The 13186-nt window shown below is 41.3% G+C and carries 15 protein-coding genes and 1 other annotated feature; of the genes, 5 read left to right on the top strand and 10 right to left on the bottom strand.

Annotated elements, in window-relative coordinates; all coding sequences use genetic code 11:
- Positions 1-186 precede the first annotated feature (186 nt).
- Positions 187-747 (top strand): hypothetical protein, encoded by a 561-nt coding sequence (locus MHI41_RS13495; protein ID WP_342494248.1) that lies wholly within the window; start codon positions 187-189, stop codon positions 745-747.
- 8 nt (positions 748-755) lie between these two features.
- Here MHI41_RS13495 and MHI41_RS13500 read toward each other — a convergent pair whose 3' ends face one another.
- The 3 genes from MHI41_RS13500 to MHI41_RS13510 all read right to left on the bottom strand — a co-directional run bounded on the left by MHI41_RS13500 (position 756) and on the right by MHI41_RS13510 (position 2353).
- Positions 756-1298: a cysteine hydrolase family protein gene (locus MHI41_RS13500; protein WP_342494771.1), complete on the bottom strand. Its 543-nt coding sequence runs from the start codon at positions 1296-1298 to the stop codon at positions 756-758.
- Positions 1299-1404: 106 nt separating this feature from the next.
- Complete coding sequence (locus tag MHI41_RS13505; RefSeq protein ID WP_342494249.1) at positions 1405-1617, bottom strand: hypothetical protein; 213 nt, start codon at positions 1615-1617, stop codon at positions 1405-1407.
- Between the two features lie 94 nt (positions 1618-1711).
- Positions 1712-2353, bottom strand: coding sequence for a triacylglycerol lipase (locus tag MHI41_RS13510; RefSeq protein ID WP_148943407.1), 642 nt, complete (start codon positions 2351-2353; stop codon positions 1712-1714).
- Between the two features lie 208 nt (positions 2354-2561).
- Between MHI41_RS13510 and MHI41_RS13515 the strand changes: the two genes are divergently transcribed.
- Positions 2562-2900: an antibiotic biosynthesis monooxygenase gene (locus MHI41_RS13515; RefSeq protein ID WP_250026742.1), complete on the top strand. Its 339-nt coding sequence runs from the start codon at positions 2562-2564 to the stop codon at positions 2898-2900.
- A gap of 154 nt (positions 2901-3054) precedes the next feature.
- On the opposite strand, the gene tyrS is transcribed toward MHI41_RS13515, so the two are convergent.
- Positions 3055-4323 (bottom strand): tyrosine--tRNA ligase, encoded by a 1269-nt coding sequence (gene tyrS / locus MHI41_RS13520; protein ID WP_342494250.1) that lies wholly within the window; start codon positions 4321-4323, stop codon positions 3055-3057.
- Positions 4324-4376: 53 nt separating this feature from the next.
- Positions 4377-4612, bottom strand: a binding site (T-box leader).
- Between the two features lie 59 nt (positions 4613-4671).
- Entirely contained in the window at positions 4672-6396 is a 1725-nt protein-coding gene (acsA, locus tag MHI41_RS13525; protein ID WP_250026740.1) for an acetate--CoA ligase, read from the bottom strand.
- Positions 6397-6551: 155 nt separating this feature from the next.
- Between acsA and MHI41_RS13530 the strand changes: the two genes are divergently transcribed.
- From MHI41_RS13530 to MHI41_RS13540, 3 genes are read left to right on the top strand one after another with little or no spacing between them, the layout of a single operon-like run.
- Complete coding sequence (locus tag MHI41_RS13530) at positions 6552-7184, top strand: GNAT family N-acetyltransferase (protein WP_050827570.1); 633 nt, start codon at positions 6552-6554, stop codon at positions 7182-7184.
- A gap of 38 nt (positions 7185-7222) precedes the next feature.
- Positions 7223-7864: a CBS and ACT domain-containing protein gene (locus MHI41_RS13535; protein WP_041092583.1), complete on the top strand. Its 642-nt coding sequence runs from the start codon at positions 7223-7225 to the stop codon at positions 7862-7864.
- Positions 7861-9021, top strand: a complete 1161-nt coding sequence (locus MHI41_RS13540) for an acetoin utilization protein AcuC (RefSeq protein WP_250026738.1) — start codon at positions 7861-7863, stop codon at positions 9019-9021. Before MHI41_RS13535 ends, MHI41_RS13540 begins: the two co-directional genes overlap by 4 nt.
- A 43-nt stretch (positions 9022-9064) precedes the next feature.
- Here MHI41_RS13540 and ccpA read toward each other — a convergent pair whose 3' ends face one another.
- The 5 genes from ccpA to MHI41_RS13565 form a co-directional block, all read right to left on the bottom strand.
- The gene (gene ccpA, locus MHI41_RS13545; RefSeq protein WP_035702055.1) at positions 9065-10066 is read right to left on the bottom strand and encodes a catabolite control protein A; all 1002 of its coding nucleotides are present in this window, start codon (positions 10064-10066) and stop codon (positions 9065-9067) included.
- 450 nt (positions 10067-10516) lie between these two features.
- A complete protein-coding gene (locus MHI41_RS13550) occupies positions 10517-11593 on the bottom strand; it encodes a bifunctional 3-deoxy-7-phosphoheptulonate synthase/chorismate mutase (protein WP_017358315.1) in 1077 nt (358 codons plus the stop codon).
- Between the two features lie 214 nt (positions 11594-11807).
- Positions 11808-12131, bottom strand: coding sequence for a bacillithiol system redox-active protein YtxJ (gene ytxJ / locus MHI41_RS13555; protein ID WP_224558580.1), 324 nt, complete (start codon positions 12129-12131; stop codon positions 11808-11810).
- 30 nt (positions 12132-12161) lie between these two features.
- Positions 12162-12632 carry a YtxH domain-containing protein gene (locus tag MHI41_RS13560; RefSeq protein WP_007501807.1) on the bottom strand — a complete coding sequence of 157 codons (471 nt, stop codon included), beginning with the start codon at positions 12630-12632 and terminating at the stop codon, positions 12162-12164.
- Between the two features lie 29 nt (positions 12633-12661).
- On the bottom strand, positions 12662-13078 hold the full coding sequence (locus MHI41_RS13565; RefSeq protein ID WP_008343048.1) for a DUF948 domain-containing protein: 417 nt from the start codon (positions 13076-13078) through the stop codon (positions 12662-12664).
- Positions 13079-13186 lie beyond the last annotated feature (108 nt).

Raw genomic sequence — 13186 nt, forward strand, 5'->3', positions numbered from 1 at the left:
GTTCAAGGATTTCTAGGGTTTTTTGTTTGGTCTTTTGTACGATACTCTCTAGCTACAAATTTACACACAAGAAAATTAGAACACCGATTACTCTTTACTCTTTTTCGTTTTCCTCTTACAATTACATTTACTGGATAACTCACAACTTAAAACAATAATGTAAGGAACGTTAAGGAGGATAGCAATTTGTCGATTATTTCATTTATGTTAGCACTTATGCTCATTTCAATTATTATCTATGCGATTTTGAGAAAGACAAAAGTTGTCGATGAAGCGCCTGGAGCTATCGCTGAAATTCTCCTCATTTTACTCATCTTTTTTTCGATTAGTTTTGTCATCATCATTCCAAGTTCTGTACTTTATGTTGTTTCATTAGGAGTGAATTTTCTTTTTGGAGAATATATTACCTATGCATCATTTCTTTCATTATTGACCTTCTGTCTATTCGTCAGTGGGATTGTTCTTTTTTGGTCGATCTTTTTAGTATTCATTGGTAAAGGAATTTCCACTTTGCTAAGATTCCCTCAATGGTTCACGTTTATCTTTGAATTTCTACTCTCATGGATCGTTGTGCATTTCTCAATTAAGTTTGTCCTTAATATGAACATAGTCAATATCTCCATTTGGGAGCACGGCACACTCATTTTATCTTTCTTTGTCAGCTTCTTATTTATTGGAATTGATCTCATCTACTCAAGTATTGAACAACGAAAACAGCCGCTGGATGAACAAGCAAAAAGCTCCTAGAGATGATTCTAGGAGCTTTTGCTTGCCCAATTTGTGATCAGCTGCTCTGTTGTCAGGACAGTCGCAAATTCATCATGCAGTGTTGCAAGTGAGAGGCGATGGATCGTTTCTGCGTCATAATATGTACCGGTTTGATCTGCGAGTCCAAAGGCGGCTGTCGCATCCGAAATGAGGTATGTATCAAAGCCTAGGTTTCCACTCATTCTTATTGTGGTAGATACGCAGTGCGGTGTTGTGAGTCCAGCGATCACAACAGTGTCGATCTCGTTTGATCTTAGTTGTTCCTCTAAGTTTGTACCTATAAAGCTGCTGTTGACTTTCTTTTGTATGACCGTTTCTTCATCTAGCGGTTTAGCGATCTCTTTGAAGGAGTGCCCTTCATTTGCTGGATGAAATAAGGAGTGCGGCTGATCCGATGTATGCTGAATATGAATGACTGTCCAGCCTTTTTCTCTCCAAAACGTCAATAGACGACTGATATTCTTCTCTGCATCTAGGTTATTCCGTTCTCCCCATTTTTCGTGCTCGAATGCTTTCTGTACATCGACCATAATCAAAGCCTTTTGATGATGTTGCACAAATACCCACCTCCGAAGAATCTGAATCATTACTTGTAGTGTAAGGAATGGTGGTTGATTTGTACATGTTTTTATTTGGCTATGTACGATGTTTTGTCTGTTTTTGCACTAAAAAGACAAACCACACACTGGCTATTAAGTAATAGATACCAATGATGGATGTACAATTAGATATGACTTCTACCCTTTGCACTGATTTGACGATTGTCATCCAAATCATATAGATGATCAGAAATGAACATGGGAAATAGAGAAAGTAGCCTAAGAAATGTTGTTTGAGTTTTTGCGTCATTTTTTTCCTCCTAAAAATCTTCTCCAACACCTAGCAGCTCCCATATAACCATGACATCAAAAAAGACAGCACAAATCGCTGTCTTTTTCATTTTTTAATTCGTATTCTGTCCTCCGCCATTCAATCCTTCTTTCACATAGCCTTTGACTTGGCTTGAGGTTAATAGACCGATATGTCCAACGCCGTGGATGAGGACGTTTCTCGCGCCAATTAAGCGTGAGAGGCTGTTGACGACAATGAGATCGGCTGAGCTATAGACAGATGTGTAAAGAATTTTTTGATTTGGATCGGTGCCTGGTAATGCTCTGAGTGAAACGAGCCCGTTCGCTCCACCAAGTGTGACGACGTTTTCAATTTTATCTCCGCCGTCTAGGTTTTTAATATAGTATAACGTGTTCGCACCACCCATACTATGAGCCACAATATCTACTTTTTTGGCGCCCGTTTTGGCTAGTACATCTTTGACGAATCTCGAGAGACGCGGGCCATTGTTCAGGTTATTACCTGTTTTGTCTATGAAATCGATTGCAAAAAGCTGGTTTTGATCCCATCCCTGTGATACCAAGTATCGTTTGATCGAAGCAAAGTTATAAGACGCACCGCCCATGCCGTGTACCATCACTACCGGATTATGCTCAGCCGCTTTGGCCTCTTTCGGCTGGACGAAAGCCATTGATCCAACCACTAATGCAAGCGCAATCAGAATTTGCAAACTCCTTTTCTTTAAAACGATCATGTTCATTCCCCCTTAATTTTCTGATACGTCTCTATTTTAAACAAGAAAAATATGACAGAAAAGTGAACAAGGTAATATTTATCAGATGATTTTACAGCACAATACCTAATGAAAAAGCACCATGGTCTTTTTGAAATTAAAACAAAAAGACTACGGGCCTCTCTATCTTTCATATATAATGTGAATAGACAAAAGGAGGTTCTACTAGATGCTATTTACTCAAACACCTGCACCACCTTACTATGCAGTCATTTTCACATCAAAACGAACGAAGGTTGAGCAGAAAGAATACGCTGCTGCTGCTCAAAGAATGGAACAATTAGCGAAAGACCTAGACGGGTTTCTTGGAATTGAGAGTGTACGAGATGAGCATGGTGTTGGGATCACTGTATCGTATTGGGATTCATTAGCAGCAATTAAAGAATGGAAAGAACATACAGCGCATCAGCGTGTTCAAAAAAAGGGAAAAACAGATTGGTACGAATCCTATACAACCCGAATTTGTAAGGTGGAACATGATTACACAAACAAACATTCACTCCTTTAAAAAGAAGCAAATCAATTAGGCCCTGCAAAATAGTTGGCCTCTTTTTTAACAGGCGCTTGAACTTGAAGCAGCATTCATCGTCATTCCTGCTTCTAAAAAAAGAAAAGCACCCCACATACGAACATTTGAGGTGCACTTCAATGATACTTGCTATTTATTTATACGTCACAAGGAAGTATTTCTTTTTCCCTCTTCTTAAGACCGTAAATTGGTTTTCAATTCGGTCTTCATCTGAAAGAACATAGTCTTTGTCGGTTTGTCTCTCTCCGTTGATGTAGACGGCACCGTTTGTGATATCTTCACGCGCTTGACGTTTTGATGGAGACAGTTTTGATTCGACAAGAACATCAACAAGTGTTAATTCTTCTGCACTGTCTTTCTCCATTGATGGCACATCTTTAAAGCCTACTTTCACTTCTTCTGCTGTAAGAGATTTGATCTCGCCTTTAAATAGCGCATTTGAGATGTTGACAGCCTGTTCTAGTGATTCACGGCCATGCACAAGTGTTGTGACTTCTTCTGCCAAACGGCGCTGTGCTTCACGCTTTTCAGGGGCTGTTTGCACTTTTTCTTCGTACGATGCGATCTCTTCTTTTGATAGGAACGTAAAGTATTTTAAGTATTTCACGACATCACGGTCATCTGTGTTGATCCAGAATTGGTAGAATTCATATGGTGATGTTTTTTCTTTATCTAACCAGATGGCACCGCCTTCTGTTTTCCCAAACTTCGTGCCGTCTGCTTTTGTGACAAGCGGCATTGTGAGACCGAATGCTTTTGCGCCTTCTGCTTCAGACTTACGGATTAACTCCAGTCCAGATGTGATATTTCCCCACTGGTCACTTCCGCCGATTTGCAGCTTACAGTTTTCATTTCTGTAAAGGTTCAAGAAGTCTAACGATTGCAGAATCACGTAGCTGAATTCTGTGTACGAAATCCCTGTTTCAATACGGGAGCTGACGATATCTTTTGCGAGCATGAAGTTGACACCGAAGTTCTTTCCAATATCACGAAGGAACGTGATGACATTCATTTGACTGATCCAGTCATAGTTATTGAAAATAACAGCTGGGTTGTCACCTGCTTCAAAATCAAGGAATTGAGAGAGCTGGCCTTTGATTTTCTCTGACCACTGTTCGACGATTTCTGCTGGGTTTAGTGAACGTTCTGCTTTTTTGAAACTTGGGTCACCAATTAGTCCAGTTGCGCCGCCAACAAGTGCAATCGGATGATGACCTGCTTCTTGGAATCTGCGCAATGTTAAAATTGGCAGTAAGTGACCAATGTGCAAGCTGTCAGCTGTTGGATCAAAGCCGGAGTATAGCTTGATTTTTTCTTCTGCTAATAATGTTGTTAAACCTTCTTCATCTGTTTGTTGCTGAATTAATCCTCTGAACGATAATTCTTCCATCAATTGACTCATATCCAAATCTCCTTTTTTTACAATTCAACATAAAAAACGCCCCTTCGAATGAACGAAGGGACGATATATATCGCGGTACCACCCTGCTTAAAAGACAAAACAACACGTCTTTTCACTTACACTGATAACGGACAGATCCGTTCTTTCACTAATCAGATAGCATATGCTCCTTTTCGTAAAAGCGGTTCGTGAGGGTAATTCGAATATCTCTTTGTACTGACTCGCACCAGCCGTCAGCTCTCTTGGACAGGGAAAGATGATTCTACTGAATCTCAGTCAAAACCTTTTCATATTCAACTAAAGTCATTTTTAACATACTTTTGATATCAAGTCAACTGACGGAAGAGATTAATCTTCCATTGTCGAGAGATCGCCAGCAGGTAAATTCAGCTCCCACGCTTTTAACACACGTCTCATAATTTTACCGCTTCGTGTTTTTGGCAGTTTGTCTTTAAACTCAATTTCTCTCGGTGCTGCATGTGCAGCGAGCCCTTTTTTCACGAACGTACGAATTTCTTCTTTCAGGTCATCAGACGGTTCGTATCCGCTTCTAAGCGCTATAAATGCTTTAATAATTTCACCGCGCACAGGATCTGGTTTTCCGATGACACCAGCCTCTGCAATGGCCGGATGTTCCACCAGTTTACTTTCTACCTCAAATGGACCGACCCGCTCTCCTGACGTCATGATGACATCGTCGACACGTCCCTGGAACCAGAAGTATCCGTCTTCATCCATATAAGCAGAATCTCCTGAAACATACCAATCTCCCGGCATAAAGTAAGATTCATATTTTTCAGGATTGTTCCAGATCGTATGCATCATAGACGGCCAGCCTTTTTTGATGGCAAGGTTCCCCATCCGGTATGGCGGAAGTTCATTTCCGGCATTATCCACAATTGCAGCTTCAACGCCTGGAATTGGTTTCCCCATCGAACCTGGTTTGATATCCATGCATGGATAGTTACAAATCAGCTGTGCACCTGTTTCTGTCATCCACCAAGTGTCATGAATTCGTTTACCGAATACAGCGTCTCCCCAGCGGATCACTTCTGGATTAAGTGGCTCTCCTACACTTAACACATGACGGAGTGAGCGGAGATCATATTTTTGAATGAGATCGTCTCCTGCTCCCATCAGCATTCTGAAGGCTGTCGGTGCACTGTACCAAACGGTCACACCAAGCGATTCAATGGTTTCGTACCACGTATCAGGGTTGAACCGACCGCCTAAAATCACATTCGTCGCTCCATTCAGCCACGGAGAAAAAATACCGTACACCGTCCCTGTTACCCAGCCTGGATCAGCTGTACACCAGTAGACATCTTCTTCTTTCAAATCAAGTACCCATTTACCCGTCTGGCCTTGCTGCACCATTGCCCCATGAACATGGAGCACACCTTTTGGCGTACCAGTGGACCCTGACGTGTAATGAAGCAGGTATCCATCTTTTTCATCCATCCACTCGATTTCAAGTTCCTTCGCTGCCTGCTCAAATGCTTCTTCAAAGTGAATCGTCCGCACACCACCTGCATCCTCTTTTTCACCACCGACAATGATGACGGATTCAAGCTTTGGAAGTTCTGCAAACGGAATCCGCTCAAGCAGATCAGGCGTTGTCACAATCACTTTTGCCTCACTATTTTCTAAACGATCTTTGACGGCACCTTCCATAAATGCCTCAAATAACGGACCGACGATCGCACCAATTTTGACAGCACCAAGCAGTAGAAAATAGAGCTCAGGTGATCTTGGCATAAAGATAAACACGCGATCCCCTTTTTGCACATGTGCCTGTTCTCTTAATAGATTTCCTGCTTTGTTTGTCTTGATTTTCATATCCCTGAACGTATACTTTTCATCCCGCTGTGAATCTTTGTAGTGAAGCGCCACCTTGTTTTTACGAAACGAGTCCGCATGTCTGTCAATCGCTTCATAAGCTGCATTTACTTTTCCTGTTTCATACCAAGAGAAATTTTTTCTCGCTTTCTCCCATGAAAATTCTTTGTATGCTTGCTCATAATCATTTAAATGATAGTCCCCTTTTACTGATGGTAGCGTTTCCACTTTCATCAAACAGTCCCCCTTTGCATACGTTTACAATGACCATTATAGTATAGATGACTTTTTTTCTCAATTTTTAAAAAACTTCTGATGAAACCGTTTTAATTATTGTCAGATTTAAGATAAAATAGAGACGACTCACTAGAATTTGAGGCGGTGGATACGTGGAGCATCCTAAAACTTATTATTCAAAAACAATTGAGAGAGAAACAGGCACCATCCTGATTGAAGGCCCGGTACCTGCATCAGAGCTTGCGAACTATACGTTTCATGAAGGACTAACAGCATTTCGCACGCCTGAGGAACAGAAACAAGCACTTGTTGAAATAGCAGATCTTCCTGAAGGACGTATTATCATTGCTAGGGTGGATGAGCTTGTCGTAGGCTATGTCACGTATTTGTACCCTGATCCGCTTGAACGCTGGTCAGAAGGCAACATGGACAATTTAATTGAGCTCGGTGCCATTGAAGTCGCTCCTCCATTCAGAGGCTGCTCACTTGGCAAGCATTTACTGGATGTGAGCATGATGGATGAGCAAATGGAGAATTACATTATCATTACAACCGAATATTACTGGCATTGGGATTTAAAAGGGACGAAGAAAAACGTGTGGGAGTACCGCAAAATGATGGAGAAAATGATGAACGCCGGCGGTCTGGTTTGGTTTGCAACAGATGAGCCAGAGATCAGCTCACATCCAGCCAATTGTTTAATGGCACGGATCGGAAAACATGTGAGTCCAGATTCAATCGAGCGTTTTGATCGTCTTCGCTTCCATCAGCGCTTTATGTATTAACGTTCAATTCGTTTTTTTGGCAAAGGGGATTGGTAAACATGATGATTGAACAAATTATGGAGCGTGATGTGATCACGCTGCGAAAAACCGATACGATTGAAGAAGCCATTCAAAAAATGAGTGCACATCACATTCGGCATATTCCCATCGTATCTGAGCAGGGATCTGTCATTGGGATGGTGACAGATCGGGATATTAAAAATGCCAGTCCAAGTATTTTTGAAACAGAGAAAAGGCAGCTTTTTATTCAGCGGCCGGTTGAAGACATCATGGTGCTAGAGACGATTACCGCTCATCCGCTTGATTTCGTTGAGGAGATTTCAAGTGTCTTTTTTGAACACGGAATTGGCTGTCTTCCCGTTGTGAGACGTGGCAAGCTTGTAGGGATCATCACAAAAACAGATTTACTTCGTACGTTTGTAAGACTAACAGGTGCAGATCAGCCTGGATCACATTTAGAGGTTGAAGTAGCGCAAGTGACAGAGGGTCTTGCAGACATTACGGCCATTTTAAAAGAGCAGCATATTCAAATGCTGAGTGTACTCGTGTACCCACATGCCAATGAAGCCTCTAAAGTGCTCGTCTTCCGCCTTCAAACGATGCATGCAGATCATGTGATGAAGCTGATTCGTGCAAAAGGCTATAAAGTGCTCTGGCCTATGGAGCAGACGATCAAATGAAGGAAGCGACCTTTGTTTTTTCACCATCTTTTCAAACGTACCAGTTTCACCAAGATCATCCCTTCAATCAGCTTCGTGTCTACTTAACTTATGATCTTCTTCAAAAAATGAAGGCGTTAACGGATGATGAGATTGTCGCACCTCGTATGGCGACGCTGGAGGAGTTAAAGCTTGTCCATACAGCAGACTACATTCAAGCAGTAAAGCGGGCAAGTGAAGGAAAACTGTCCACCGCAGAGGGGGAACGTTATGGTCTTGGCACTGAGGACACCCCGATGTTTGCAGGGATGCACGAGGCAGCTTCTCTCCTAGTTGGCGGGACATTAACAGCGGTTGATCAAGTGATGCTTGGACATTCGCAGCATGCGCTCAATCTTGGCGGCGGGCTTCATCATGGATTTAAAGGACGTGCCTCTGGCTTTTGTATTTATAATGACAGCTCGGTGGCCATTCAGTATATTCAAAAGACATATGGCGCTAGAATTTTATATATTGATACAGATGCTCATCATGGCGATGGTGTACAGTTTAGCTTCTATGATGATCCAGAGGTATGTACTGTTTCCATTCATGAAACAGGGCGCTATTTGTTCCCTGGAACTGGACAAGTACAGGAAAGGGGTCATGATAAAGGCTATGGCTATGCATATAATATCCCGCTTGACGCATTTACAGAAGACGAATCATTTTTAGAAGCCTATCGAACAGCAGTGACAGAGATTGCTGCTTTTTTTAAACCAGATGTCATTTTGACGCAAAATGGAGCAGATGCCCACTATTATGACCCTTTGACACATTTATCTGCTACCATGAAAATATATGAGGAAATTCCTAGAATTGCCCATGAGCTGGCGCATCAATATTGTGATGGAAAATGGATCGCTGTGGGCGGAGGCGGCTATGATATTTGGCGTGTCGTCCCAAGAGCATGGAGCCGCATTTGGCTTGAGATGAAAGGCATTACACCACCAGATGCGCTTCCTCTGGAATGGATTCGGGCATGGGAAAAACAATCGCCTGTTCCGCTTCCATCCACATGGCTAGATCCTGACGATTTATATCCACCGATTCCAAGAAGAGCAGAAATTACAGAAAAAAATGCACAAACGGTAGAAAAAGCACTCATGCCTGTTCGACGAGAAAAGAAAAAGGCATAAAAAAAAGCAGGCGTCCACTGATCAAGTGAGCCTGCTTTCTTTTTTATTTCGTCGATTGTCTTTCTTCGATTCTATGTGGCAATTCAACAATTTGATCTTCTACTTGTTCTTTGTTCATGAGCTTTGTCAAAAGTCTCATCGCAACAGCGCCAATATCGTAAGTCGGCTGAACAACTGTTGTCAATTGAGGGCGCACCATGAGGGATAGTCTTGTGTTATCAAAGCCAATCACTTCTAAATCTTCAGGAATTGATACGCCTCTGTCCTGCGCTCCATGAATGACACCTAGCGCCATTTCGTCAGTCGCTGCAATCACAGCCGTCGGCTTGTCAGATTGATCAAGCAGATTAGCCAGCGCTTCAATACCAGAGTCATATGAGTAGTCTCCTTCAGCAACAAGCGCTTCGTCAAATACGATACCAGCTTCTTCAAGCGCACGCTTATAACCAGCAAGCTTTCTCATAGAGTTAATTGGTTCTGACATTGGTCCAGATACAAACGCAATTCGTTTATGTCCTTTTTCAACTAATAGCTGAACTGAATCATAAATGGCTTGTTCATAGTTAATGTTGACTGATGGTGTTTGTGCCTGCTCTTCAACAGATGCTGCAAGTACAATGGGTACAGGAGAGCGCTTAAATTCTTCCACATGCACATCTGTAATGTTTCCGCCCATAAAAACGATTCCATCTACTTGTTTGCCAAGCATTGTGTTTAACAAATGAAGTTCTTTATCAGTATTTTGGTCTGAGTTGCTCAAAATAATGTTGTACTTGTACATCGTCGCAATATCTTCAATTCCTCGTGCAAGCTCTGAATAGAAGATACTTGAAATATCAGGGATGATGACCCCAACTGTTGTGGTCTTTTTACTTGCAAGGCCTCGTGCGACTGCGTTCGGACGGTAGCCGAGACGATCAATTGCTTCAAGCACCTTTTTTCTTGTTGTTGGTTTTACGTTTGGATTACCATTAACAACGCGTGATACCGTTGCCATACTTACGTTTGCTTCTCTTGCTACATCATATATTGTAACATTATTCACATAAATCACTCCTTCAAATACACTTCATATCTATAGCATTCACCAATTGGATAGAGACATGTCAGATACGAGGAAAATAATATCCTATTTGTCATTAAAACGATGAAAAGAGACACATAATTTTTCAATCTACATCAAAATGACCTTCTTTTATGAAATTATACACGTTTTTTCATCATATGAAAACGTTCCCTTTCTTTTTATAACTAAATTAAACAAACTTTAATGAGCTTGTTACCTGTAAATTGAATCATATTTCACCAAAAGTCGTCGTGAACGTCAGCTATGACAATGATCTTAGCAGATTCTATCAAATTTTAAAAATGAAAACATTGTGAACAAGCGTGTTTTAAGCTTGCAATGTGTTTTCTTCCTTTCATTGCCAGTCTTATCGTATTTTTTCATGAAAAAAACCGCCGGGCTGTCATCCGGCGGCTTTTCTATTTATGATTATGCGTGAATGTTGACAAGTGGTCTTAACGCATCTAACCATTTTTCGAATTGTGGAATGTCCATTTGCTGCGCTGAATCAGATAGGGCAACAGATGGATCTGGATGTACTTCTGCCATCACACCGTCTGCTCCGATCGCAAGAGCTGCTTTAGCCGTTGGAAGAAGTAGATCTCTACGTCCTGTTGAGTGTGTCACGTCAACAAAGACTGGTAAATGTGTCTCTTGTTTCAAGATTGGCACAGCCGAGATATCTAGTGTATTTCTTGTGGCTGTTTCGTATGTGCGGATGCCTCGCTCGCAAAGGATGATTTGGTCATTTCCTTGTGCGATGATGTATTCAGCTGCATTGATGAATTCTGAAATCGTTGCTGCAAGACCGCGTTTTAAAAGAACTGGTTTGTTCACAGATCCAGCTTCTTTTAAAAGCTCGAAGTTTTGCATGTTACGTGCTCCAATTTGGATGACATCGATATGCTCAATCGCTTCTTCAATATGAGCAGGGTTCACGATTTCACTAATAACAGCAAGACCGTATTCATCCGCTACACGCTTTAGAATCTTTAGACCGTCTACGCCAAGTCCTTGGAAGTCGTATGGACTTGTGCGAGGCTTAAATGCGCCGCCACGAAGAAGTTTTAGTCCCTGCTGTTTCGCTGCTGCCGCTACTTCTGCAACTTGCTCGTAGCTTTCAACGGCACATGGTCCAACGATGAAACGTTGTTTTCCGTCACCGATCGCTTCTCCATTGATATTTACAATTGTATTTTCAGGTTTTTTCTTACGAGAAACAAGAAGTGCTTTGCTGTGGTCATCTTCTTGAAGCTCTAAACCTGCTTTGAAAATTTCTTTGAAAATATGTTGAATCGTTGAATTTTCAAATGGGCCATCATTTTCTTCAAGAATTTGATTTAGCATTGTGCGCTCTCTGACAGGGTCATAACGGTTGACACCTTGCGCTTCTTTTGCCTTTCCAATTTCTTTTACAATGTTTCCTCTTTCATTGATCAGTTTTAAGATTTGAAGATTTAGTTCATCTGCTTGCTGTCTCAATTGTTCCAATTCATTGTTGCTCATTTTTGTCATCCTTTCCTCTGCCCGCTCTCGCTTTTTATTTTTGATCTCTTATAATAGGGTTTATTATAAACAAAGATTTCGGAATTGTCACGAAAAAATTCTTTATTACCCAAACGCTTTTAAGCGATAAAGTATTATGTGTAAGATTATAGCATACTTTTGATACAAGTAAACCTTTTTTATAAAAAAAACGTCAGCAATCGCTGACGTTTTTCTACATGTTATGTTCAAGCGCTTCTTTTGTAATGCTTGAGTGAGAAGCATGCCACTTTACTTTGCCACCGCTAAAGATGAGTGCCTGCGGGCTTTCGTGCTTGATCCCTGACTTTTCAGTCACATAGGATGAAAGCTCTCTTGTGTTTTGAATTTGCAAGAAATAAGCAGGAACATCCTGATGTTCTGACGCAAACGCTTCAAACTCTTGAAAAGCAGCTTGGCTGATTGGACATGTCAAACTGTGCTTAAAAAAGACAAAGGTTCCGTCTTGATTTGTTAGTTGATCAAACTGTTCTTCTGTTTCTATGAGTTGTTTAGACATGATGTGCTCCTTCCTAACTTAAGCAGCGAGTTAGCCTTTCGTAGATTGTTCTACTTTTTCTTTGACATCTTTGATGCCGTCTTCAATGTCTGCTTTTGCTTCTTGTGCTCTTACTTTTGCTTCATCTGCTACATCTGAAGCTTCATTTGCAATATTTGCTGCAGCATCTTCTGCTTCGCTTTTTACTTGTTTAGCTTTTCCAGCTGTACGATCTTTTATGTCTTTTACTTTGTCTAAAATCTGGTTTGACTGCTCTGCTACGAGCTGAGACAATTCAGATGTTTTGTCTTTCGCAATCGTCACATATTCAGTGCCTTTTTCCTTTGCATCTGTTGTAAGACGATCTGTTTTTTCTTTTAGGGCATTCGCTTGGGTGTTCAAATCATCGCGAAGCTCTTTCCCTGACTTTGGTGCTAAAAATAATGCCGTTGTTGCACCGATAATGCCACCGATAAGTGTTCCGATCAAAAAGTCTTTGCTATTGATTCCGTCTTTGCTCATGATTATTCCTCCTATGCGAAAATGGTTGATTATTGTTGTTTACGCTGTTTCCATTTTTTATAGATTTCAAGTGCTGCGTTACTCCAGCTTACCACATCCGTGACTTTCTCTTGATTTCGTTCAACGGATGAAGTAACCGCACCAGCTGCCTGCTTTATGCTTGTATTAAATTGGTTGATCGAGCCGCCAATTCCCTGCACCGCATCCACAACTGTGTTAAGTTTTGCCGATTTGTCTTGAATATCTTCAGCAAGCTGATTGGTCTTATGTAGCAACTGTGCTGTCTCTGTGGTGATGCCTTGCATCTGTCCTTCAAGACCTTCTAAAGTTGATGCGACATTCTTTAATGTCAGCTGTAAGGATTTCAATGTTTTGGACAAGTAGATGACAAGAATGAGGAAAGCAATTGCGATGAGTGCAACGCTTAAATAGAGAATAATAATCATCTGATACCTCCTTTGCTGCGGGCATATTCAATTCAATACCCTCTCGTTGTATCATTCAAACATCGCCTAGAATGACCGATTGAATAATAATTCTACACTTATTCGCCA

Source organism: Bacillus sp. FSL M7-0307 (assembly GCF_038627835.1).
GTDB lineage: Bacteria > Bacillota > Bacilli > Bacillales > Bacillaceae > Bacillus > Bacillus altitudinis.

Coding starts and splice junctions, on each gene's coding strand:
- MHI41_RS13565 (WP_008343048.1), bottom strand. CDS start 13,078: ATGATTATTATTCTCTATTTAAGCGTTGCACTCATCGCAATTGCTTTC.
- MHI41_RS13505 (WP_342494249.1), bottom strand. CDS start 1,617: ATGACGCAAAAACTCAAACAACATTTCTTAGGCTACTTTCTCTATTTC.
- tyrS (WP_342494250.1), bottom strand. CDS start 4,323: ATGAGTCAATTGATGGAAGAATTATCGTTCAGAGGATTAATTCAGCAA.
- MHI41_RS13510 (WP_148943407.1), bottom strand. CDS start 2,353: ATGATCGTTTTAAAGAAAAGGAGTTTGCAAATTCTGATTGCGCTTGCA.
- MHI41_RS13500 (WP_342494771.1), bottom strand. CDS start 1,298: ATGGTCGATGTACAGAAAGCATTCGAGCACGAAAAATGGGGAGAACGG.
- MHI41_RS13560 (WP_007501807.1), bottom strand. CDS start 12,632: ATGAGCAAAGACGGAATCAATAGCAAAGACTTTTTGATCGGAACACTT.
- MHI41_RS13550 (WP_017358315.1), bottom strand. CDS start 11,593: ATGAGCAACAATGAATTGGAACAATTGAGACAGCAAGCAGATGAACTA.
- ytxJ (WP_224558580.1), bottom strand. CDS start 12,131: ATGTCTAAACAACTCATAGAAACAGAAGAACAGTTTGATCAACTAACA.
- acsA (WP_250026740.1), bottom strand. CDS start 6,396: ATGAAAGTGGAAACGCTACCATCAGTAAAAGGGGACTATCATTTAAAT.
- MHI41_RS13515 (WP_250026742.1), top strand. CDS start 2,562: ATGCTATTTACTCAAACACCTGCACCACCTTACTATGCAGTCATTTTC.
- MHI41_RS13540 (WP_250026738.1), top strand. CDS start 7,861: ATGAAGGAAGCGACCTTTGTTTTTTCACCATCTTTTCAAACGTACCAG.
- MHI41_RS13535 (WP_041092583.1), top strand. CDS start 7,223: ATGATGATTGAACAAATTATGGAGCGTGATGTGATCACGCTGCGAAAA.